Genomic DNA, 21472 nt, shown 5'->3' with positions numbered 1-21472 from the left:
AGTGGCCTACAAAGTAGTGTGTTATATAAATCAATTTTTTGCTGGTATGGGTGGAGAAGAGGCAGCGCATCAGGAACCCTTCGCCAAAAGAGAGCCCCTGGGGCCAGCAATGCAAATAAACTTCTTGCTAGGAGATGAAGCCGAAGTTGTGGGTACAGTTGTTTGTGGAGATAGCTATTATGGAGAAAATATAGAAATAGCAAGGGAAAGGTGTTTGGAGCTTATAAAGGGGTTTTCTCCAGATTTATTGATAGCAGGCCCAGCCTTTAATGCAGGGCGGTATGGGGTAGCGTGTGGAGATATATGTGTTACAGCTGGTGAAATATTAGGGATTCCTACCGTTACAGGGATGTATTATGAGAATCCAGGGGTTGAATTGTACTCAAACAAAACCTTTATAGTGAAAACTGCAGATAGTGCAAGAGGCATGAAGGATGCTCTGCAAAATATCACAACGTTGAGCTTAAAATTGTTAAAGGGCCAAAAGCTAAGGCCAGCCGAAGAAGAGGGATATTTCCACAGAGGAATAAGAAAAAACTTTTTCTACGAAGAAAATGGGGCAAAACGTGCTGTAGACATGCTCTTGAAAAAGCTAAAAGGAGAGCTGTTTAAAACAGAATATGAGATGCCTACCTTTAAGAAGATAACTCCTGCAAAGCCAGTGAAGGATATCAAAAATGCAACCATAGCACTTGTTTCATCTGGTGGAGTAGTGCCGAAAGGAAATCCAGATCGTATAAGAGTATCTTCGGCGGAGAGTTATGGGAAGTACGATATTTCGGGCATAGACGACCTTAGCCCAGAAATATTCGAATCTATCCATGGAGGTTATGACAGGGTTTGGGCAAACAAGGATCCTGATGTTGTGTTACCGGTGGACGTTATGCGTCAACTGGAAAAAGAGGGAGTTTTTGGTAAGTTGTACGATTATGTATACACGACGACGGGTACAGGGACTTCTGTTGCCAATGCTGAGAGATTTGGTAAGGAGATAGGAGAGGATCTTAAGAAAGCAGGAGTTGACGCTGTAATTCTAACTTCTACCTGAGGAACTTGTACTCGGTGCGGAGCATCGATGACAAGAGAAATTGAAGCCTCAGCTGATATTCCGGTAGTACAGATAGCCACAATTGTTCCTATAATGCTGACAGTTGGAGCCAACAGAATAGTCCCAGGTATTGCAATTCCTCACCCTGTAGGAGCTCCCGACAAAGGGGATGAAGTTGACAAGGCAATAAGAAGGGAAGTTTTAGAAAGGGCTCTTAAAGCTATACAGACTGAGATAAAAGAACAAACTATTTTCAATAAATAGGATAAATAGATTTATTAACCTAGCAATATGTAGCTGATATAGGGGAGGGTAGGCCTTTTATATTGTTGGCTATCCCTTCCCTAGTGTTATAGATGTATAATTGGTGTTGATATTTACTTTTCCTAGCAGAATGGAGTATAGACAATGAGAAAAAAGATATTGATTACCAATAACCCTATGGTAATAGAAAGATATCCTGATAGAGCATTGAAAGTGGACGGAACACCTTTGAATGTGCTTCAAAAAGCGATGGAGTATGTCATGAACGGTTATGTTCTTTTTTGTTCACCGCTTCCACCAAATGCTTCTTTATTCAAGAACCCTTACAGGACTTTAGTCCTTGAGAGTAAGAAAAGCGAAGAAGTGAAAGGGTCAGATTTGCTGCTCCTTCAAAATGCATCAACCAAGCTTTTTGGTTATGCAAAGAAGTGGGAAGAAGTAAAACCTGAAGTTTTGAAGGATTACGCTTTTTTAGATTTTGACTTTTTGAGTAATCTTTTAGGAAGTAGGTAGTTACGCAAATGCGCTTTAGGTGTACTTGTTTGGGGGTTTTTGTGTTTCTGTTTGTCATATCAGTAGGTTTGTTGCCTTTCAAGGCGGAAGCGAAGATATCTTCTATAAGAGCAGGAGTTCAACCCAAAGGACTAAGATTAGTAGTGGATTTAAGCAAAAGAGCAGATTATAACTATGTCAATAATGGTAGGTTCTTTACTCTCATTGTGGAAGATTCGCCTGAGAAAGCAATACCTCACTTTGGTTATTTTCCGGGAAGCAGGATCAAGGCATCATATCGTGTTAAATCTAGTGATTCAACTACAAAAATACTTATAGACCTTGGTGAAGAGAACATGGGAGCACATGTGTATGAATTAGATAATCCACCCCGTATAGTGGTGGATTTTTATCCTAATAGCCAGGAACCACCGTACCCTCTACAAACATTTTATTTTGGAAAAAGGAGTCCTTTTGGAAGTTTGGGATTGAGAAGGAGCCCATATATCTTGTCCGATGGGAAGCTAGGAAAAAAATTTTTGCTATTTCAGGAAGAATTATTGATAAAACCGGGAGTGACGCGCCAAATCATAGACCTTGATCTGGAAAGTAGCTTAGCCCGGGGGGAGGAAGCAATACTGGAGCTTAATATAAGCTGTGAAGGCGTGAGAGAAGATAGTCGTTCTCATATTGTTGTTTTTCTTAATGGATATCCGGAAAAATGTTTTATGCTCCATGATTCTAAGAGCCCTAAAAAAGTACTAAAGGTCCCTCTTGAGAAAAAGAGGTTAAAAAAGGGGATTAATAAATTAGAAATATTAAGCTTTATAAATGGCTCTGCTGGATGGTTGAAAATTTCTAAAACTAGCAACTTATCTATTTTGTCTTATCCAGAACGTCCCTTAACTCTTTCGGATTTGGGAGAACTCCTAACTGAAAAAGAAAAATTCAAAGATGAAATCCTGCTGGTGATGCCAGAGAACCAGCCTCTTGACGTATACAAAACTGCTCTTTATATAGCCGTTCGTTCCAAGACGAGGATAAAATTCAAATCACTTTCGTCCATTTTTAAGCAAATAAATAATGGTGCTGACTTTTCGAAGGAGGACATAATCTTTTTCGGGCTTGAATCGGATTTTCCAGATTATTTGAAAAAAGCCTTTATGCTGGACGAAGAAAAAGAGAAGAATGTTTTCCTGTCATGTTTTAGAAATAAAGCTGGTAGAGTTCGTTTCTTTATTACCGCAAAGGATAAGTTTTTATTGCGAAAAGTTGTCAAATTGCTTTTTTCGGATGTCCCCGCAGAGCTACCAGCGGTTAGCAGTTTGTCATTAAAAGATAAGGATTTGAGGGAATATTATCTTGGTGCAAGCTCAGGAACAGAAAGTTGTTTAATAAAAATACCTTTACTTAAAAAAGAGGTCGTAATCAGAGATGCTCTTGATGAGAGATTAACTTTTACATCTTCACTTCCGGATACAATGGGGAAAATCGCAAAAGGGAAGATGCTCTTAAGAATAAGGACATCTCCTTTTATTTCTTTGGATCAAACCGAAGTCCAGGTAGAGATTAAGGGACATGGAAGAACGAGCAGAAAATTGAAGGAAGCATCAAGGATAGGAGATACTCTTGAGCTTCTTGTGCCTGTTATGGACTATGATATTTCATCTGATGATTCTTTGGATGTGGTTATTAGTTTTCATATGAAATCACATTTTGGGAATGCTGTAAGACCTCCATCCAGTGTGATGTGGGTTGTAATAGATGAACTTTCCTTCTGTGTCGAAGATTTTAGGAGTTTGGGTAATGGCAGGTTGTATTTGAAGGATCTGCCGTTTCTATGGGTGGGGAGAGAAATAGGTGTATGGGACATTCCCTTGTTTGCCTTTGAGGATTTAAACTTACTGACTCCAATTTTAAAAGCTATAGAAAATAAGGTTAATTTCCAAATTGATTTTTTTCTGACAGAAAATCAATTAAAAGATATGCCAAAAGAACGAGTTTCAGGCATAGTTTTGATAAAGATGGATGAACTAAGGGGAAAAGATATCAATTTGCATAAGTTCTGGGAAATGACTATGGGTAGCGTTTCTTATGCTAGCTTGCATAATAAATTTCCTATACTGGTTGCGGTAAGAGCTAAGGGCGAGGACTCATTAATGGTGTTGTTCTTTGGGGAAAAAGCAAAAACATTGCCAAATAGCATTTTAGAAGGTTTATTTGGAGAGTGGAATTTTAAAAGTGGAGCAATTGCCATTGTTTCAGAGGAGAATGGGGAATACGTGGCTAAGAGCCTTCAAACTCAGAATCCTATCGAAAAAGCAGAGAACGGAGCTAAGTCTATAAGCATATTTGGAAAAGTGCCTTTACTTCTATGGGTGGTTGTAGCAATTTGCTTTGGGCTCATTCTTTTGTTTTTGGTACTTAGTTTTAAAAACAGGAGACGGAGTTAACGTAATGGATAAAGATTGAAATTCGTCGCAAATTACCCCTTCTCAATTAAAAATAATTCTGGTAAAATTCCTCCCGGTCCGTCTTTGAGAGGAGATCTGCCCCTTGAATGATATTTTAGAAAAAATGATGAACAGGGCGATTGGGCTAGCAAAGATAGGTGCTGCGCAAGGTGAAGTACCTGTAGGGGCTGTAGTAGTCAAAGAGGATAGAATTATAGGTGAAGGATATAATCAAACTGTTCAAAGGCAAGATCCTACGGCCCATGCTGAGATTTTAGCTATAAGAGATGCAGCCCAGAGGCTTGGAACTTGGAAGCTGGAAGGATGCAAAATATTTGTCACTTTGGAGCCATGCCCTATGTGTGCTGGGGCTTTGGTCTTGGCCAGAATAAAGCATGTCGTATTCGGGGCTTTTGATCCTAAGGGAGGGGCATGCGGAACACTCTATAATATCCCTAGGGACGGCAGGCTTAATCATAACTGTGAAGTGACAGGTGGAATTCTTGAGCAAGAATGTGCTAAAATACTACAGGTTTTTTTTGATAGGTTAAGATCTAGAGGGTTACAACGGGGTGGAGAGGTGGCCGAGTGGTCGAAGGCGGGCGACTCGAAATCGTCTAGGCGGTGATGAGCCGTCTCGTGGGTTCAAATCCCACTCTCTCCGCCAAGGTGAAAGATGTTATAATAAAAATTGGAGATAGTGTCAGTGCGTAGACAACGCGGAGAAGTGGCCGAGTGGTCGAAGGCGGGCGCTTGGAGAGCGTCTGAGCGGCAACGCTCCGGGGGTTCGAATCCCTCCTTCTCCGCCATTTTTTATTCGAATTTGAAAATCAAACATTCGGTTTTTTCGTGGAGACCCAGCCTCGCACGGCAAAAAGCCGCGAACCCCGCCAGGCCCGGGAGGGAGCAACGGTAAGCGGATATTTTTGGGTGATGCGAGTAAACTGGGTCTCCACGAAAAAACCGAAAGGAAGGTATAGGGTAGTTGGCTAAAAAAGCAAAAGAAAAGGAATCTCCTAAAGGATATGTAACACCTTCCAATACGGAAATTGTCTCAGGTAAGCTGATCCTTCAACCTATTTACTTGGTGCCTTTAGAAATATTCCAGACGAGTTTACTATCACGTCCTCAATATATTCATAAGTTGGCGGTTGTTGAAGCTTCAGGGGGTAGCGTGGAGTTCTTCCCGATGGGGAAACTAAAGATTGAGGAAAAGGATCCGCCAGAAGGAATGAAGCTACCAGTTAATCTAGAAAAGAAGAGTGCTTTGAATAGGGCTCTAATGGCTGCAGAGATGGAAGGCCGGGAGGGATGGAGATCTTTTTTCCGGTCAATTTGGCCATCAGCTGACGAAAGCAAAGTGTCATTGCGTTGGCGTTTGTGGTACCTGGATGGTATGTATGCAGTAGATTCTATATCTTCAAAGAGAATAGATCCTGGAGTTTTATTGTCGATAATTATGTCCTCGGGGAATAGGCCTGTAGCAAATTAATCAGCCTAATCCCGAGGATGTTGCTGGAACCTTTAAGTACTTTCAAGTTGCAAAAAAGTTATTGTTCTTTATATTCTTCTTCGTTTGTACAAGATGCTGGCGGAGCTATTTCTATGAGGGTTCCTATTAGCTTTTCCATTTCTTCGAGGTTAGGGATGTTGGACTCCTCTATGCAGCTTTTCATGTAATTTTTTAAAATGGCGATACATGCATTCTGCATTGCTTTACGGGCAGCTGAAAGTTGTAGAAGTATGTCATGGCAAGGTTTGTCTTCTATTATCATTCGCTGTATTCCTCGCAATTGACCTTCAACCCTTTTAAGACGGTTAAGCATGGCTTTTCGATCAGAAGGCATATTTTCTAGTTTTTCTATCAGTGATTTTTTCGACATGGCTTTCCTCCTATATCTTCAATAGTTATACGGGGTATATGCTAAACATAAAATTGTTGATGGTCAATGCCTAATTATGCTATACTTCCCTTTGGTCTTAATACTCACACGCCTTGATGAGGTCATTGGTGTCCTAAAATCGGGATTGTGGCTTCAGAGGATGGGTGTGGAGGCAAAACCAAAAATAGGAGGGATTAATGTGGCAGTAGTTTCTATGAAGCAGTTGCTTGAGAGTGGTGTCCATTTTGGCCACCAAACTCGCAGGTGGAATCCAAAAATGAAACCCTATATCTTTACGGAAAGAAACGGGGTTTATATTTTGGATCTCCAGAAGACAGTTAAAGGTTTGGAGAAAGCTTATGATTTTCTGCGAGAGGTTTCTAAAGGCGGAGGTTCAGTGCTTTTTATAGGTACCAAGAAGCAGGCTCAGGAAACCATAAGAGATGAAGCCCTGAGGTGCGGTCAGTTTTATATCAACCATAGATGGCTTGGAGGCCTTTTGACCAACTTTTCAACAATAAGGCGTAGAGTCAATAGGATGGTAGAGCTTCAGGAGCTGGAAGAGAAAACATCGCTGGAAAGGATGAGTAAGAAGGAGCTTGCAGCTTTGAAAAAAGAAAGAGCAAAGCTCGAAAAATTCCTTCTGGGTATTAAAGATATGAAGGATCTGCCCGATGCATTGGTGATTGTTGATCCAAGAAGAGAAAATATAGCTGTCATGGAAGCTAGGAAGCTAAATATTCCTATAGTAGCCATAGTTGATACTAACTGTGACCCTGATTTGATTGATTTCCCCATTCCAGGAAACGACGATGCTATACGCGCCATTAGATTGATTGTTGGGACTTTGGCCAATGCAGTTATTGAAGGTAGGCAGGGTGTTGATGGTGTGGAAGACGTTGTTGAGAGTGACCAGCAAGCGGAAGATGAAGATGAAGTTTCTGTCGCTTCTGGAGAAGATACCATTACCATAAGAGAAAAACTGCAGGAGAACTATGGTGTTGTGGAAGAAAAACTATTGGATAAAGAGCTAGAAGTTCGTAAAGGTTGGAAGGAGGATTAATTTATGGCTATTGATATGGATGCTGTTAAAGAGCTTAGACATCGCTCTGGAGCGGGTGTTTTAGATTGCAAAAAGGCTTTACAAGAATGCGATGGAGACATCGATAAAGCAGTAGATTACCTTAGGGAAAAAGGGCTTGCTAAGGCAGCGAAGAAGGCTGGTAGAACTGCTTCAGAAGGTGTTGTTTTTAGTTATATTCATACTAACGGGAAAATAGGTACGTTGATTGAGCTGAACTGCGAGACAGATTTTGTCGCTAGAACTGATGAGTTTAAGGAGCTTGGTAAGGAGATTGCCATGCATATAGCAGCAGCTGCTCCCCTGTATATTTCTGTAGACGATATCCCTGCTGAGGATTTGAAGAGGGAAAAGGAAATATACAAAGCTCAAGCTTTGGAAGAGGGTAAACCTGAGCACATCGTGGAGAAAATAGCTGAAGGGCGCCTTGCCAAATTCTATGAGGAAACATGCCTTCTAGAGCAGAAATATATAAGGGATCCTGAAAAGAAAATCAAGGATCTAATAATTGAAAAAATAGCTATTCTTGGCGAGAACATAGTAGTAAGAAGATTTGCCCGTTTCTCAATAGGAGAGTAATTCAATTTAAATAAAAAGCGGGGAATTATCCCCGCTTTTTTAGTATCGTTTTTCAGGAGGGGAAAATGAGATATGCTGTCCTATAAGCGCGTTCTTGTAAAACTTTCTGGAGAGGTTCTGGCAGGAAATAAAGGTTTTGGCCTTGATATGGATGTGGTCTTAAGAATATGCAGGGATATAGCTGCATTAGCGAAAGCGGGCATTGAGATAGCAATAGTTGTTGGTGGAGGGAATATCTTTAGAGGGGTAAACGCAGAAAAACTCGATCTTGACAGAGCCCAGGGCGATTATATGGGAATGCTTGCAACGGTGATTAACTCGTTGGCATTGCAAAGTGCACTGGAAAAATTAGGAGTGCCTACCCGGGTTCAAACAGCTATTGAAATGAGAGAGGTTGCGGAGCCTTTTATCAGGAGAAAGGCTCTAAGGCATTTAGAAAAAGGTAGGGTTGTTATTTTTGCTGCTGGCACTGGATCCCCTTATTTTTCTACTGACACAGCTGCCGCTTTAAGAGCTGCGGAAATTGGAGCACAGTGCCTATTGAAAGTTACTAAAGTGGATGGTATATATGATATGGATCCCGCGCTTAATGCCGATGCGAAGTTACTGAAAGAGTTGACTTATGAAGATGCTCTCAAGGGACAACTTAAGGTAATGGATGCCGCAGCATTTTCTCTTTGTATGGAAAACAATATTCCTATAATTGTAGCCAATATACTAAAAGAAAATACGTTGGCCAAGATACTCTTAGAGGGGGAAAAGATAGGAACGCTTGTCCATGCTAAAAAGGAGTGACTAAAATGGCTGAAAAAGAATTTAAGGATATGAAGGAACGTATGGAAAAAGCAGTAGAACATCTAAAAAAGGAGTTACAAGGTATAAGGACTGGCAGGGCTCATCCTGCGCTGGTAGAGGATATTAAGGTGGAATATTATGGTAGTATGGTCCCAATTTCCCAAATGGCGACAGTATCCATACCAGATCCAAGGCAAATTTTAATAGCTCCTTGGGATAAGACGGCTGTCAAACCTATAGAGAAAGCCATTCAAGCTTCTCACTTGGGTATAAATCCCCAAGTAGATGGTGATGTAATCAGGCTTAACATCCCAGAACTGACCGGAGAGAGACGACAGGAACTTACCAAACTTGTCAAGAAATATGCGGAAGATGCCAGGATAGCGGTTAGAAACCTTCGTAGAGATACAAATGATGCTGTAAAGAAAAAAGAAAAAAGTGGCGAGATAAGCGAAGATCAGATGCATGATTATTTGGAGCGCATACAAAAAATAACAGATGATTTTATTAAAAAGATAGATGCAATAGCTGAAGAAAAGGAAGAGGAAATATTAGAAAAGTAATATTAGTTGCTAATAAAATAATTAAACTATAAAACCCCGGAGGGAAGATGAGATCTAGAAAATCTGCCCCCGGGGTTTTGAACTTTTAGGTTTAGAAAGTTTATGAAGGGCTTGCAAATTTTTTCTTGAAGGATATATAATCTCCCTATAAATATGGTAATTGTGGCGAATGATATTTTAGGAGAAATTGAAAGAAATTTATGATATTAAACGGAGGGGAATATAATGGTTCAAAGAGTTGTAGTAGCTTTAGGAGGAAACGCCATACTTCAAAGAGGGCAAAAGGGTACAGCAGAAGAGCAAATGGCTAACGTTATGGTTACGGCACGGCAAATAGTAGAAATGCTAGAAAAAGGATATGAAGTTGTAGTGAGTCATGGCAATGGTCCTCAGGTAGGGGCAATACTTATACAAAACGAGCTTGGATCTAAGCAAGTTCCGCCCATGCCTATGGATGTGTGTGGAGCCGAAAGCCAGGGATTGATAGGCTATATGCTTTCTCAGGCTATAGATAATCTGCTTAAGCTGAGAAATATTGAAGATCATCGCCCTGTGTGTTTCGTCACGAGGGTTGAGGTGGATCCTAATGATGAGGCTTTCAAGAAACCTACCAAACCAGTAGGTCCCTTTTATTCGGAGGAAGTTGCGCGGCAGAGAATGGAAGAGAAGGGAGAGACGTGGATCAATGATGCTGGAAGAGGCTGGCGGCGAGTAGTTCCTTCTCCCAACCCTCTACACATAGTTGAGGCTGAGCCTATAAAAGACCTTGTTGAAAGAGGCTACACTGTTATAGCTTCTGGTGGTGGTGGTATTCCTGTAGTAAGAGATTCAGAAGGGCTTTACAAAGGTGTGGAAGCCGTCATTGATAAAGATTTAGCTTCTGAAAGGCTTGCTCAGGAAGTCAATGCAGATGTCTTCATGATACTTACCGATGTGCCTAAAGTAGCATTAAACTATGGTAAGCCTGATGAGACATGGTTAGGGCATGTTTCTGCAGATGAATTGAGCAAATATCAAGAAGAAGGGCATTTTAAAGCTGGAAGCATGGGGCCTAAGGTAGCTGCAGCCTTGCGTTTTGTGAAAAATGGAGGCAAAAAAGCCATTATAGCAAGCCTAAATGAAGCACTTCAAGCTCTTAAAGGTGAGGCTGGAACTCAAATAACGGCCTGATTTGATAGAATAAAACGAGGCTAGTAGTAAGGGGGCGATATTCGCCCCCTTACGTGAATAGTCGAACTAGTTTATCTCTTCTAGGAAACTTTTAAGCCTGTTCATTCCTTCAGTAATTTCCTCAACAGAATTAGCATATCCAAGACGCACGTAACCCGGGGCCAAGAAGGCCGTTCCTGGAACGGCTGCTACATATTTTTTTTCTAGTAATTGAGTGCAGAATGTGATGTCACTGTCTATTAAGTTGCCTTCATGTTTTTTCCCTAGGGTCTTTTTTATATCAGCGAAAACGTAAAAGGCACCAGTTGGAGCGTCAAAGCTAATATGAGGCATGTCTCTGAGCATGTTGACTATAAGTTTTCTTCTTTCACTGAAGGCTTTATGCATTTTTTCAACATCTTTCTCTGCTTTTTCTAGAGCGCCTACTGCTGCCCATTGAGCTATAGAGCAAGGATTGGAGGTTAGGTGGCCCTGAAAAGCTCCCATTTTAGGGGCTAACCAAGTAGGGGCGATGGCATAACCTATTCGCCACCCGGTCATGGCAAAAGCTTTGCTGACACCATTTATCAATATCGTTCTATCCTCAATTTCAGGAACAAGGCTCAAGATGCAGTGATGTTTTGCATCCTTGTAAACTAAACGTTCGTAAATTTCGTCATAAATTATCCATATATCTTTCTCTTTGGCTAACTTGGCCAACTCTTTGATAGTTTTTTCGTCATAAACTGCACCTGTAGGATTATTGGGGGTATTTAAAATCATACCGACAGTTTTATCCGTTATGCTATTTGTTACTTTTTCAATAGAGGGGATAAAATTAGTATCTGAGGTGTCTACTATGATTTCTTTTCCGCCACAGAGCTTTATTTGCTCTACATAGCTTACCCATGCGGGGGAAAAAACTAAAACTTCATCCTGGGGATCTACTAGGCAGGCTAAAGCCTCATATATGAGGGGTTTTGCGCCTGCTCCAACTATAACCTGCTCTGGCTTTGCTGTTACGTTAAACCTGTTGCTATAATAATTTACTACTAACTCCTTCAGCTTAGGTATTCCTGTCGCTATTGTATAGTGTGTTTCACCCTTATCCATGGCTTCTTTAGCGTAAGCTAAAGCTGAAGGAGGTGAATCGAAATCTGGTTCGCCGGCACCAAAGGAAATGACAGGCTTGCCCTCTGCTTTCAGTTTTTTAGCTTTTCCCACTACCGCAAGAGTGGCAGAAGGTTCCATTTTTAGAGCTCTCTGCGAAAGTTTCATTACAAAAACCCCTCCAGTCAAAATAGGAAGATATTATGTGAAGCGAAATTAACAAGTTGAATTATAAGGCGAGTAACGGGAGTTAACAATAGTAAATAAACCAAATGCTAGAGCGCTTTAAAATAATAAAGGATCGTGCTAAAATAAAACCATAAATAGTGAAGAGAATGGAGGCGATCTCATGGATGTCCGTTTTGTTACCAGACACGTTGAACTGCAAGATGAGATGAAAGAGTATATGGAAAAGAAACTTTCAAAGCTGGAGAGGTTTTTCGACCGGATTTTGGACGTCCAGGTTGAGGTTAATTTCACCAGAGGAATGTATGTGGTTGAAATTACTGCAGACGTGAATGGGGTTATCATGAGGGGTGAGGAGTATGCCCAGGATGTGAGAAAAGCCTTTGATAAGGGCCTTAAAAACATAGAAAGGCAAGTAAAAAGGCACAAAGAATTCCTCAAGGACAAAGCGAGAATGAAATCTCATGAAGAATTAACTTTTGAAATTAGTGAGTTTATCAATGAGATGACCACGGAATCAGAGGAAACCTTAGAAGATGTAGTAAAAGTCAAACGTTTTCCTCTTCGTCCCATGACTGTGAAAGAAGCTTCCATGCAAATGGACTTGTTGGGGCATAATTTCTTTGTCTTTAAGAACGCTGAAAATGGTGGAGTAAACGTAATATATAGGAGGAAAAATGGCGGGTTTGGCCTATTAGTTCCTGAAGAATAATAGAAGTCTTATTTATTGAATTTATGAGATATTTAAGTTTTGTATATTATGGCGGGAGTCTTCCCGCCATAAAGCATTTTTGCATGATTGGGATTTGACATGTATATTGGGTGTTTGAGGAGCTTTAAGCGTGAGGTGGGTTAGATGGATCAGGTGTTTGTGTCGTGTTGTCCCCATGACTGTCCGGATAGTTGCCCTATGCTAGTCCGGAAGTATGAGAATGATACTATAAGATTGGAAGGCAACCCCCAATTCTCCCTTATTGGTGGAGGATGGATATGTAAAAAAGGGAAAAGGTGGGAGTATCGAGTAAGGTCCCCTAAGAGGTTAACTTCGCCACTGATGAAAGATGGCTCCAGTTGGAGAGAAATTTCGTGGGAAAAGGCTATTTCTCTTTGGGCTTTGCGTATTCATGATGCTCTTTCAAGTGAAGGGCCTCTTTCAAACTTCATATATCAAAGCGCTGGTTCTTTGTTTTATTCAAAAAAATTATTTAAAAAAGTGTTTGTGGAGCTGGGGGGATATACGGAGCCTAAAGGTTCCCTGTGTGGTTCTGCAGGAGGTGCGGGTCTTAAAAGAGCTTTTGGTTTTACTCCTGTGTATAAGCCGGAAAATTTAAAATATGCCAAAGGAATTCTCTTGTGGGGACGTAATGTTGTTGAAACTCATCCTCATATATTGCCAATTTTAAGAAATTTTAAAGCTAGCGAAGGTGTAGAAATAGGGGCGTTGGAGATAAGACGAACTCCCACAACTGATTTTGCGGATAAATGGTGGCGCATAAGGCCTGGAAGTGACGGGGTGCTTGCTTTGCTGTTATGTAAAACGTTGTTAGAACGTAGTGATGGTTGGCCTTATTGGCGCAAAAGAGCGAAAAACGTTGAGAGTTTCGAGAATGCATTGGCAAGGTTGGATAGACAAAACTTGTTAGCACGTACTGGTTTAGATGAATCATCGTTTGAATCCATTTACTCGTGGCTTATGGTACATAGACCAATCGCTATTTATGCAGGATATGGTCCACAAAGATATGAATCGGGGGCGGAAACCTTTCACCTGTTGGTAGCACTATCTTTACTTCTGGGTGCTTTTGATTTAAAGGGCTCTGGAGTGGTCTTTGGCAAAAATGAGGATTGGATGTTCCCAATGGAATTAATAGGTTCACCGGCAATGCAGAGGAGAGTGCCTGTAGGCGATTGGGTTCTCAATATTTCTGGTTATCGTCCAAAAATAAAAACGGCGCTTTTTACTTGTTGTAACCCAGCGAAGCAAGCCCCTGGCATAGAAAAATTCAAGAGGGCCATGGCAGAGATACCTTTCAAAGTGTGTTTGGACATAGAAATGTCTGAAACAGCTTTACTTTGCGATCTGGTATTGCCAGCTGCTTGTTTCTTAGAAGAAGGTCCAGATTGGCTGGGATCATGGTGGCATGGATATCTGTTGAGAAGTGAAAAGGCCTTAGATCCTCCAGGACAAGCTCTTCCAGAGACGACCATTTTTACTCTTTTGGCGCAAGAATTGGGGTTAAATATAGACCTTGAAGAAGCAAGGAACAAGATGGACCAATTGTTAAAAAATTCTCCGCTAGTGAAACAGGTTTCTAAAGGAATTTATGCACTTAAAGAACAAGATTCTTGGTGTGAGAACAATAGGGTAGAAATTCTACTTCCGGATGATTTCCCCATGACGTTAAGAGATAGCCATAACTTTGAATCTTTAAGATTTATATCGGTGCATTCATCACAGTTTATAAATGGGCAAACCTTTGGGGTTGAAAATCCTGACACACCAGAAGTTTTTGTTTCAGATAAGGAAGCAGCTAAAAGAAGCATAAATGATGGCGATTTGATTATACTTTCGGGGAGAGGAATTACACTTAAAGGGATTTGTAGAATCGACAAAACGATGGATTCGGGGTACTGTATCATGGTTCAAGGGCATCCTTGGGTAAACGAGCTTACAGAGCCAAAGGTGTCCCCAGGCTATGGGGTTCCTTTTCACGAAAGCTTCGTTGACTTGAACAAGTTATAAACTAAATAGGAAGGGATAGGCCAATGCATGAGTTATCTCTGATAGAAGCTTTAATTGAGGAGCTTGAAAAGCAAAATGAATTGAACAAGTGGGGAAAGGTTTTAAAAGTTAACCTGAAAGTGGGAGCCATGAGGCAAGTTATTCCAGAAGTCATGACTTTTGCTTTTGAAGTGTCTACGGAAGGTACTTTCCTGGATGGGGCGAAGTTAGAATTGGATATCGTTCCTATAAAATGGAGATGTAAGGCTTGTGGTAACGAGTGGGATGAAGAAAGAGCAACAAACGGTGGTCTTTGTGAGAAGTGTGGAAGTATTGATGTGGAGCTTTTAAGTGGTATGGAGTTAGAAATAGAATCGTTGGAGGTGGAGGATACTGATGTCACGGAAAGTTAGCGTAAGAAAATCTGTTTTTGCTGCAGATGAACAATATGCATTCAAGATACGCGAAATGTTTAAAGATAAAGGTATATTGATGCTGAATATAATAGGTTCCCCAGGAGCGGGGAAGACAACTTTGCTTGAAGCGACCTTAAAATCATTACCTTTCAAGGCTGCTGTAATAGAAGGGGATGTGGCGACTTCAAGGGATGCGGAAAGGATATCTAAAACAGGTACGCCGGTTATTCAGATTAATACCCAAGGGGGTTGCCACTTGGAAGCTCATTTAGTGTGGAAAGCCCTCCAAGATCTGCCTATGGAAGAATTGGATATTATTTTCGTAGAAAATGTTGGCAACCTCGTGTGTCCAGCAGAGTTTGATCTTGGAGAGGATTACAAGGTTGCAGTGTGCAGCGTACCAGAAGGACCAGATAAGCCTCTTAAGTACCCCCATTTGTTTTTCAGAGCTGGAGTAGTTCTTTTGACTAAGGTAGACTTTTTAGAACATTTTAATTTTGATAAGGAGCTTTTTTGGGGGGATGTAAAAAAACTGAATCCTCATGCTGCTCAGCTAGAAGTTGCGTCTCCGGTGGGGAAAGGTATGGATGCATGGTTTGAAATTTTAGAAAAATGGTTGGTGGAAAAGAGAAGATGAAAATGGCAGTTTCAGATCTCCTCAAATCTTTGAACAAAGAACAAGCTGAAGCAGTTAGTTACACAGATGGCTCTATGTTAATACTTGCGGGGGCTGGTAGCGGCAAGACCAGGGTTTTAGCCCACAAATTTGCGTATCTGGTAGCTGAAAAAGGCATACATCCATCTAGAATTTTAGCAGTCACTTTCACCAATAAAGCGGCAAGAGAGATGAGGCAAAGGGTGCAAACTCTTATCGGGGATATGGGATCGTCTCTTGAGGTTTCTACATTTCACTCTTTCGGTTTGCGCTTTCTTATGCGAAACGCCAAAAGAGCTGAGGAATTATTAGGAAGAAAAGCGAAAACAATCTTTGACAGGCAAGATTCTAAATCATTACTCAAGTCCATCATAAAAGAAGCTAATTTGGACCCTAAAAAGTTTGAACCTAGTTGGGTTATGGAAGAAATATCAAAGAGTAAGACCGATATTGTGCCACCATATTACGATTATAGGAAGCTAGCAAGCCCTTTAGATGTAATTATGGAAAAATATGAAGAGCACCTAAGCAATCAGGGAGCTATTGATTTTGATGATCTTCTGGTATTGCCGTTGAAGTTGCTATATAAGGATAAAGACCTCAAGGTAAGGGAACAAAGCCGTTATTCTTGGATATTGGTCGATGAATATCAAGATGTTAACAAGCTTCAATACCTAATGCTAAAAGCCCTAAAGGGCAAAGAAAGCAAAATTATGGTAGTTGGAGATCCAGATCAGTCCATTTACGGTTGGCGTGGGGCTGATATGAGGATGATATTGAACTTTGAAAAGGACTTTCCGGGTTCTAAAGTGTTCATGCTTCAAAGAAACTATAGATCTACGAAAACCATCTTAGAGGCCGCAAATGCGGTTATTAGAAATAATTTACAAAGACCCGATAAGGCCCTTTGGACTGACAGGGAAGAAGGGGATCCTGTCTTGGTTTTCTTGGCTCGTAACGAGCACGAAGAGGCTGCCTTTGTGACGGAAGAAATTTTGAGACTGAGATCTCAAGGCTATAGATGGAACGAGATGGCTGTGCTCTACAGAGTAAATGCCATGAGCCGACTTTATGAAGAACATTTTTTGAGGAATGGAGTGCCTTACAACATTTTGAAAGGGACTGCTTTTTATGAGCGAAAGGAAGTAAAAGATGTTTTGGCTTATATGCGTCTTATAGTTAATCCCCTAGATGCTGTTTCCTTACGAAGAGTGGGTAATGTGCCCACTAGAGGATTAGGTCCCAAAAGTATGGAAAAATTGCTCTCTTATGTTAACAGCATAGGGTATATGGAGCCAGAGATGTTGTGGGAAGATTTAAGCAGGAGTGGAGCAAATCTTGGTGGAAAAGCTTCTCAAGGGGTTAAGTCGTTTGCTAAGGATATGTTGCATTTGTGGCGTATTAAAGATGATATCCCTAGCATTATAAATTATATTTTGAAGGAAATGGGGTACGAAAAAACATTTGAGGGAGAAACGCATGAAAAAAGACAGGAGAGGATAGAGAACATATACGAACTTGTATCTGTAGCTGATACCAGTGAAGGTTTGGAATCTATGTTGGCAGGAATAACTCTCCTGACGGATATGGACGTTTCAAAAGAAGCGAGTCCAGATAAAGTGAATATGTTGAGTTTGCATGCCGGTAAGGGGTTGGAATTTCCTGTGGTGTTTTTAGTAGGCATGGAGGAATCTATATTCCCTCATTATAAGTGTGTTGATGTGAGAGATCTGTTGGAAGAAGAGAGAAGGCTTTGCTATGTAGGAATGACCAGAGCAGAGGAGAAACTATACCTGACAGCGGCCAGAAGCCGAGTTCTTTTTGGTACAGTTTCAAGAAATGGATTTTCTAGGTTTTTGTGGGAGATCCCAGATAATCTGAAGGAGACGAAGGACCAGGGAGAGGAGGTCTACCCTGATGTTCGTGGTGGGTTTGACAGGCGACGTTGGGGCTGGTAAGTCAACTGTAGCCTCTATGTTATCCGAATTTGGGGCTTCAATTATAAATGCAGATAAGATAGTTTCTGAGATTTGGAAAGATGAGAGTATCCTGAAGGCTGTTAAAGATAGATGGGGAGATGTCATTTTTTCCGATGAAGGGCCCCCTCTTCCTGGGAAGATATCAGATATCGTTTTTGAGGATGAGAAGGAATATAGATGGTTGTGCGGTTTAATCCATCCTAGGGTCAGAGCACAGATGGAAGCAAAAGTTTTGTTTAGTGAGGGTTTAATTGTGGCGGAGATCCCTCTTTTATTTGAGAACGGTGTCCCATGGTGGGTAGATTTTACTGTTTATGTAAGTTCTCCATTAGCTCAGAGAGTAAACAGAAACAAAAGTAGAGGGTGGAATGAATATGAACTTTTCAGGCGTGAGAGATGGTTGATTCCCCAAGAAACTAAACGTAAAGCTGCAGATTGGGTAATAATGAATGATAAGGGATTAAATGAGTTGAGAGGAGAAGTTTGTAGGCTTTTAGATTTTTTGAAGAGGATATCATGTTGTATAGAGGGATTTTTTACCTGCGGATCTTTCGATGAGGCAGAGCGTATAGCCAGATTTTTGCTAGAGAAGCGTCTTGTCGCCTGTACCAACATTGTTGGCGTTGACTCACGATATCTTTGGCTTGGCAACCTTGAAAGCGATCAGGAATATCTGGTTATTTTCAAAAGTGTTGAGAATCTATTCCCTCAAATAGAAAGGGTTGTAAGAGAAGCTCATAGCTATGACCTTCCAGTTATTACGGCACAAAGGATGAAAAAAGCATCACTTGAAGTAAGAAAGTGGATATTGGAGGAATGTGATAGTTGAGGGTTATAACTACACATATAGGAGCGGATTTTGACTCCTTGGCTAGTATGGTGGCAGCAAGTAAGTTATATGGTGGTGGAGTCCTTTGTTTCTCTGGCTCAGCAGGCAGAAACGTAAGAGAATTCTTGATGAAAAACGCCGGGCGATGGGAGGTTCTCACACCTAGGCAAGTGGAGTTTGACTCCATTACCTCTTTGGTGGTCGTAGACGCCAGATCCCCTAATCGTATAGGCCAATTCGCTAAACTTCTAGAGAAGCCAGGAATTACAGTTCATGTTTATGACCACCATCCTCCTGTTATTGACGATATACCATCTGATTTTTCGTTGATAGAGCCGTTGGGGGCAGCTACTACTTTGATGGTGGAGAGGCTCCTTTCTGAGAAAATCTCTATTTCGCCACACGAAGCTACCCTGTTTGCGATGGGTATATATGAGGATACCGGAGCACTAACTTTTGGATCTACTACTAGTAGGGATATTCAAGCGGTTATAGCTCTTAAAGAAATGGGAGCGGACTTGACTTCTATACCGTTTTATATAGAGCTTTCACTAGACCCTGTGGAACGGCGAATACAGGACAAGTTAATAGAAAATGCCAGAGAGAAGCTAATAAATGGGGCAAGGGTTGTCCTTTCTACTTTGACTTTTGAGCAATATGTTGAAGGCTTATCTCTTTTTGTTCATAGACTTAGAGATTATTTCGAGGCGGACGTTGCTATAGCTGCAGTCAAAATGGGAAAACACGTCTATGTAGTCGCAAGGAGTAGAGAGGAAGTTATGGATGTTGCTAGATTTCTAGCGCCTCTAGGCGGTGGAGGGCATCCTCAAGCGGCTTCGCTAACCTTGGCGGAAGGCAATCCTGAAAAGATTATCAATGACTTGGAGAAAATGTTGGAAAGGGCAATAGAGCCAAGTGTTACCATAGGCGATATAATGACCAGTCCTGTCATGGCAGTAGATCCCTTGATTTTGATAGAAGACGCGTATAAAGTTATGATTCGCTATGGCCATGCTGCCTTACCGGTGGCAGATAATGGCAAACTGAAGGGGATAATAACAAGGAAAGATTTAGATAAGGCGACGATACATGGACTTGGGAAAGCACCAGTAAAAGATTTTATGACAGAAAGGCCAGTATCTATATCTCCTGCAGTTTCAGTAGCTGAAGCCCATAGAATTATGGTGATGCGCAATATTGGGCGACTGCCTGTTCTAGAAAATGATGTGCTAGTGGGTATAGTGACAAGGACAGACATTTTAAGAGCTCTTTATCCTAGATCGCTGCCTAGTGAAAAGCGTCCTCTTGCGGAAGAAATGCCTTGGACTGAAAATGTATCCGATATAATGGCCCGAAGGCTAAAACCATGGGTTCTAGGACTTCTTGCAAAACTGGGACGGCGAGCCGAGGAAATGGGGCTTAAGGCATTTATAGTTGGGGGCTTTGTTAGGGATTTATTGCTGGGGAGGGAAAATGAAGATTTAGATATTGTGGTAGAGGGAGATGCTCTTGAGTTTATTAGATCTTGGGAAAAAGATGGTTGCCGTGTAGCTACCCACAAGAAATTTAGAACAGGCACGATAGTATTCCCCAGTGGGAAAAAAGTTGATGTGGCTACAGCTAGAAGAGAGTTTTATGAATATCCAGTAGCTCAGCCTTCGGTATCAAGTGACTCGTTGAAACACGATCTTTACAGAAGGGACTATACTGTTAATGCTATGGCTGTTTCTATAAACAGGTCTACTTGGGGCACCTTAGTAGATTATTTTGGTGGAAGACAGGACTTGAAGAAAAAAGTTTTGAGAGTGCTACATAATCTGAGTTTTGTAGAAGACCCAACCAGGGTGATTAGGGGGATCAGGCTTGAGCAGCGTTTAGAATTTGACATAGAAGAAAACACGTATAGGCTAATGATCAATTGTATAAAAGGTGGTTTGGTGTCGCTCCTTTCAGGGGTAAGGCTCCGAAGCGAACTAGAATTAATTTTTAAAGAAGGCTCTCCCTACAAAATGGTTAAAAGATGCGCACAACTAGGTTTGTGGCGGACTTTGTTTCCCGGCTTAAATCCTGGTAAGGAAACCATAAAGATAATGAGAAGGATAAGCTTTTTCAGGCGACGGCTTAGCAGGGATTTGCCTGACATGACGGAAACTGAGTGGTTGCCCTATTTGAGCGCATTAGTTTCTGAATCTCATAGAGAAGGAATGCTTTCTGTTTTGGATAGGCTCCATGTTTCAGATAAAGAAAGATCTATAGTTGTTGAGAGTATAGATGAGATGGGGTCTGCGGAGCACATATTAGGTGGTAGGGGAGAGAAACCTAACTCAAGGATATACGAATATTTATCTAAAATACATCCAGCTGTGGCTTTATATTGGGCAGCTGCTACCAACAGGTGGCGAGTGAGGCGGCGAATTTTATTGTATCTTACAAGGCTTAGAAAGATAGAGCCCATGCTCATTGGGCGAGATATGTTAGATATGGGATACAAAGAAGGACCTATGATTGGTTATATCTTGAAGGCCTTGCGGAATGCGAGACTTGACGGTTTGGTAGAGACTAGAGAAGAAGAGATAGAATGGGTATTAAAAAATTTTCCTAAGAAAGATAGAAAGTAGGGGTGTAAAGTTATCATGCATTTTCCAGCACTAGGAGATCTTATTTTGAGTATTCCCGCAGTATTATGGGCCATCACTTTTCATGAATTTTGCCACGGTTATGTGGCGTTTAAGTTAGGTGACCCTACCGCTATGAGGGCGGGGAGGTTGACCCTTAATCCATTAGCACATTTAGACCCTATTGGAGCGCTGATGCTGTTGTTTTTTAGATTTGGCTGGGCTAAACCGGTGCCTATAGATACAAGGTATTTTAAAAACCCTAAAAGAGATATAGCTTTGGTCTCCATAGCTGGGGTAGCAGGGAATTTCCTGACTGCTTCTTTTTGTGGCTTGTTGGCTAGAGTTATTCCCGGCAAGATGTTGATTTTATATCCAGCTTTAGGTAGGTTCATTGTATTACTAGCTGTAATAAATCTCGGGCTTGGAGTTTTTAATTTAATTCCGATACCCCCTCTTGATGGTTCGAAGCTTTTGTATTTGGTCTTGCCACCCAGGTGGTTAAGTAAATATTTTTGGCTAGAGCGATACAGTTTTCTGATCCTCATAGTTTTGGTGGTAAGTGGGGTAATCCAGGCCATAATGAGCCCCTTGGTTAGCATAATGTTGAGAATTATATTTTAAAATTGGCAGAGAAGTGCGGAGATGAGAAT

Annotated in this window: 19 protein-coding genes, 2 tRNA genes, 1 other RNA gene and 1 pseudogene; 21 read left to right on the top strand and 2 right to left on the bottom strand. The window is 41.2% G+C overall.

The genetic code is table 11. The annotated features are described in order from the left end of the window. Window position 1: 1 nt before the first annotated feature. The 8 genes and pseudogenes from grdB (at window position 2) to H0Z23_RS01285 (ending at window position 5749) form a co-directional block, all read left to right on the top strand. A complete protein-coding gene (gene grdB / locus H0Z23_RS01320; protein WP_296867015.1) occupies window positions 2-1312 on the top strand; it encodes a glycine reductase complex selenoprotein B in 1311 nt (436 codons plus the stop codon). Between the two features lie 144 nt (window positions 1313-1456). After that, a complete protein-coding gene (locus H0Z23_RS01315; RefSeq protein WP_296867013.1) occupies window positions 1457-1825 on the top strand; it encodes a GrdX family protein in 369 nt (122 codons plus the stop codon). A gap of 41 nt (window positions 1826-1866) precedes the next feature. After that, window positions 1867-4257, top strand: coding sequence for a hypothetical protein (locus H0Z23_RS01310; protein ID WP_296867012.1), 2391 nt, complete (start codon window positions 1867-1869; stop codon window positions 4255-4257). Between the two features lie 124 nt (window positions 4258-4381). After that, a pseudogene (gene tadA, locus H0Z23_RS01305) lies at window positions 4382-4801 on the top strand (tRNA adenosine(34) deaminase TadA); the annotation flags it as partial. Between the two features lie 30 nt (window positions 4802-4831). Then, window positions 4832-4924: transfer RNA gene (locus H0Z23_RS01300), tRNA-Ser, on the top strand. 54 nt (window positions 4925-4978) lie between these two features. After that, window positions 4979-5066 (top strand) — tRNA-Ser (locus tag H0Z23_RS01295). 45 nt (window positions 5067-5111) lie between these two features. Beyond that, window positions 5112-5211: signal recognition particle sRNA small type (gene ffs / locus H0Z23_RS01290), an RNA gene on the top strand. Between the two features lie 31 nt (window positions 5212-5242). Then, a complete protein-coding gene (locus H0Z23_RS01285) occupies window positions 5243-5749 on the top strand; it encodes a hypothetical protein (protein ID WP_296867011.1) in 507 nt (168 codons plus the stop codon). 58 nt (window positions 5750-5807) lie between these two features. Here the strand turns inward: H0Z23_RS01285 and H0Z23_RS01280 are convergent, their stop codons facing one another. Then, a complete protein-coding gene (locus H0Z23_RS01280; RefSeq protein ID WP_296867009.1) occupies window positions 5808-6140 on the bottom strand; it encodes a metal-sensitive transcriptional regulator in 333 nt (110 codons plus the stop codon). 199 nt (window positions 6141-6339) lie between these two features. Between H0Z23_RS01280 and rpsB the strand changes: the two genes are divergently transcribed. From rpsB to arcC, 5 genes are all read left to right on the top strand, one after another. Continuing rightward, entirely contained in the window at window positions 6340-7203 is an 864-nt protein-coding gene (rpsB, locus tag H0Z23_RS01275; RefSeq protein ID WP_296867006.1) for a 30S ribosomal protein S2, read from the top strand. A gap of 3 nt (window positions 7204-7206) precedes the next feature. After that, on the top strand, window positions 7207-7800 hold the full coding sequence (gene tsf / locus H0Z23_RS01270) for a translation elongation factor Ts (protein ID WP_296867004.1): 594 nt from the start codon (window positions 7207-7209) through the stop codon (window positions 7798-7800). Between the two features lie 72 nt (window positions 7801-7872). Beyond that, complete coding sequence (gene pyrH / locus H0Z23_RS01265; RefSeq protein WP_296867003.1) at window positions 7873-8595, top strand: UMP kinase; 723 nt, start codon at window positions 7873-7875, stop codon at window positions 8593-8595. 5 nt (window positions 8596-8600) lie between these two features. Continuing rightward, window positions 8601-9158 (top strand): ribosome recycling factor, encoded by a 558-nt coding sequence (gene frr, locus H0Z23_RS01260; protein ID WP_296867001.1) that lies wholly within the window; start codon window positions 8601-8603, stop codon window positions 9156-9158. A gap of 225 nt (window positions 9159-9383) precedes the next feature. Then, on the top strand, window positions 9384-10328 hold the full coding sequence (gene arcC / locus H0Z23_RS01255; RefSeq protein WP_296866999.1) for a carbamate kinase: 945 nt from the start codon (window positions 9384-9386) through the stop codon (window positions 10326-10328). Window positions 10329-10394: 66 nt separating this feature from the next. Here the strand turns inward: arcC and H0Z23_RS01250 are convergent, their stop codons facing one another. Beyond that, complete coding sequence (locus tag H0Z23_RS01250) at window positions 10395-11585, bottom strand: pyridoxal phosphate-dependent aminotransferase (RefSeq protein ID WP_296866998.1); 1191 nt, start codon at window positions 11583-11585, stop codon at window positions 10395-10397. A 181-nt stretch (window positions 11586-11766) separates the two neighbouring features. Between H0Z23_RS01250 and raiA the strand changes: the two genes are divergently transcribed. From raiA to H0Z23_RS01210, 8 genes are all read left to right on the top strand, one after another. Continuing rightward, entirely contained in the window at window positions 11767-12315 is a 549-nt protein-coding gene (raiA, locus tag H0Z23_RS01245; protein WP_296866995.1) for a ribosome-associated translation inhibitor RaiA, read from the top strand. 144 nt (window positions 12316-12459) lie between these two features. Next, window positions 12460-14346, top strand: a complete 1887-nt coding sequence (locus H0Z23_RS01240) for a molybdopterin-dependent oxidoreductase (protein ID WP_296866994.1) — start codon at window positions 12460-12462, stop codon at window positions 14344-14346. Between the two features lie 23 nt (window positions 14347-14369). Beyond that, on the top strand, window positions 14370-14738 hold the full coding sequence (gene hypA, locus H0Z23_RS01235; protein ID WP_296866993.1) for a hydrogenase maturation nickel metallochaperone HypA: 369 nt from the start codon (window positions 14370-14372) through the stop codon (window positions 14736-14738). Beyond that, on the top strand, window positions 14722-15378 hold the full coding sequence (hypB, locus tag H0Z23_RS01230; protein WP_296866990.1) for a hydrogenase nickel incorporation protein HypB: 657 nt from the start codon (window positions 14722-14724) through the stop codon (window positions 15376-15378). Before hypA ends, hypB begins: the two co-directional genes overlap by 17 nt. Beyond that, window positions 15354-17354: an ATP-dependent helicase gene (locus tag H0Z23_RS01225; protein WP_296866988.1), complete on the top strand. Its 2001-nt coding sequence runs from the start codon at window positions 15354-15356 to the stop codon at window positions 17352-17354. The genes hypB and H0Z23_RS01225 overlap by 25 nt, the downstream gene beginning before the upstream one ends. Further along, entirely contained in the window at window positions 17314-18204 is an 891-nt protein-coding gene (coaE, locus tag H0Z23_RS01220) for a dephospho-CoA kinase (RefSeq protein WP_296866986.1), read from the top strand. Before H0Z23_RS01225 ends, coaE begins: the two co-directional genes overlap by 41 nt. Beyond that, window positions 18201-20822: a CBS domain-containing protein gene (locus tag H0Z23_RS01215; protein ID WP_296866985.1), complete on the top strand. Its 2622-nt coding sequence runs from the start codon at window positions 18201-18203 to the stop codon at window positions 20820-20822. Before coaE ends, H0Z23_RS01215 begins: the two co-directional genes overlap by 4 nt. A gap of 15 nt (window positions 20823-20837) precedes the next feature. Continuing rightward, window positions 20838-21443, top strand: a complete 606-nt coding sequence (locus tag H0Z23_RS01210; RefSeq protein WP_296866983.1) for a site-2 protease family protein — start codon at window positions 20838-20840, stop codon at window positions 21441-21443. Window positions 21444-21472: the final 29 nt, after the last annotated feature.

Source organism: Thermovirga sp. (assembly GCF_017656375.1).
Taxonomy (GTDB): Bacteria; Synergistota; Synergistia; order Synergistales; family Thermovirgaceae; genus Thermovirga.
The sequence above is the reverse complement of the archived record's forward strand: the minus strand, read 5'-3'. Positions and strand labels throughout refer to the sequence as shown.

Coding starts and splice junctions, on each gene's coding strand:
- H0Z23_RS01315 (WP_296867013.1), top strand. CDS start 1,457: ATGAGAAAAAAGATATTGATTACCAATAACCCTATGGTAATAGAAAGA.
- H0Z23_RS01280 (WP_296867009.1), bottom strand. CDS start 6,140: ATGTCGAAAAAATCACTGATAGAAAAACTAGAAAATATGCCTTCTGAT.
- tsf (WP_296867004.1), top strand. CDS start 7,207: ATGGCTATTGATATGGATGCTGTTAAAGAGCTTAGACATCGCTCTGGA.
- pyrH (WP_296867003.1), top strand. CDS start 7,873: ATGCTGTCCTATAAGCGCGTTCTTGTAAAACTTTCTGGAGAGGTTCTG.
- frr (WP_296867001.1), top strand. CDS start 8,601: ATGGCTGAAAAAGAATTTAAGGATATGAAGGAACGTATGGAAAAAGCA.
- arcC (WP_296866999.1), top strand. CDS start 9,384: ATGGTTCAAAGAGTTGTAGTAGCTTTAGGAGGAAACGCCATACTTCAA.
- H0Z23_RS01250 (WP_296866998.1), bottom strand. CDS start 11,585: ATGAAACTTTCGCAGAGAGCTCTAAAAATGGAACCTTCTGCCACTCTT.
- raiA (WP_296866995.1), top strand. CDS start 11,767: ATGGATGTCCGTTTTGTTACCAGACACGTTGAACTGCAAGATGAGATG.
- H0Z23_RS01240 (WP_296866994.1), top strand. CDS start 12,460: ATGGATCAGGTGTTTGTGTCGTGTTGTCCCCATGACTGTCCGGATAGT.
- hypA (WP_296866993.1), top strand. CDS start 14,370: ATGCATGAGTTATCTCTGATAGAAGCTTTAATTGAGGAGCTTGAAAAG.
- hypB (WP_296866990.1), top strand. CDS start 14,722: ATGTCACGGAAAGTTAGCGTAAGAAAATCTGTTTTTGCTGCAGATGAA.
- H0Z23_RS01225 (WP_296866988.1), top strand. CDS start 15,354: ATGGTTGGTGGAAAAGAGAAGATGAAAATGGCAGTTTCAGATCTCCTC.
- coaE (WP_296866986.1), top strand. CDS start 17,314: ATGTTCGTGGTGGGTTTGACAGGCGACGTTGGGGCTGGTAAGTCAACT.
- H0Z23_RS01210 (WP_296866983.1), top strand. CDS start 20,838: ATGCATTTTCCAGCACTAGGAGATCTTATTTTGAGTATTCCCGCAGTA.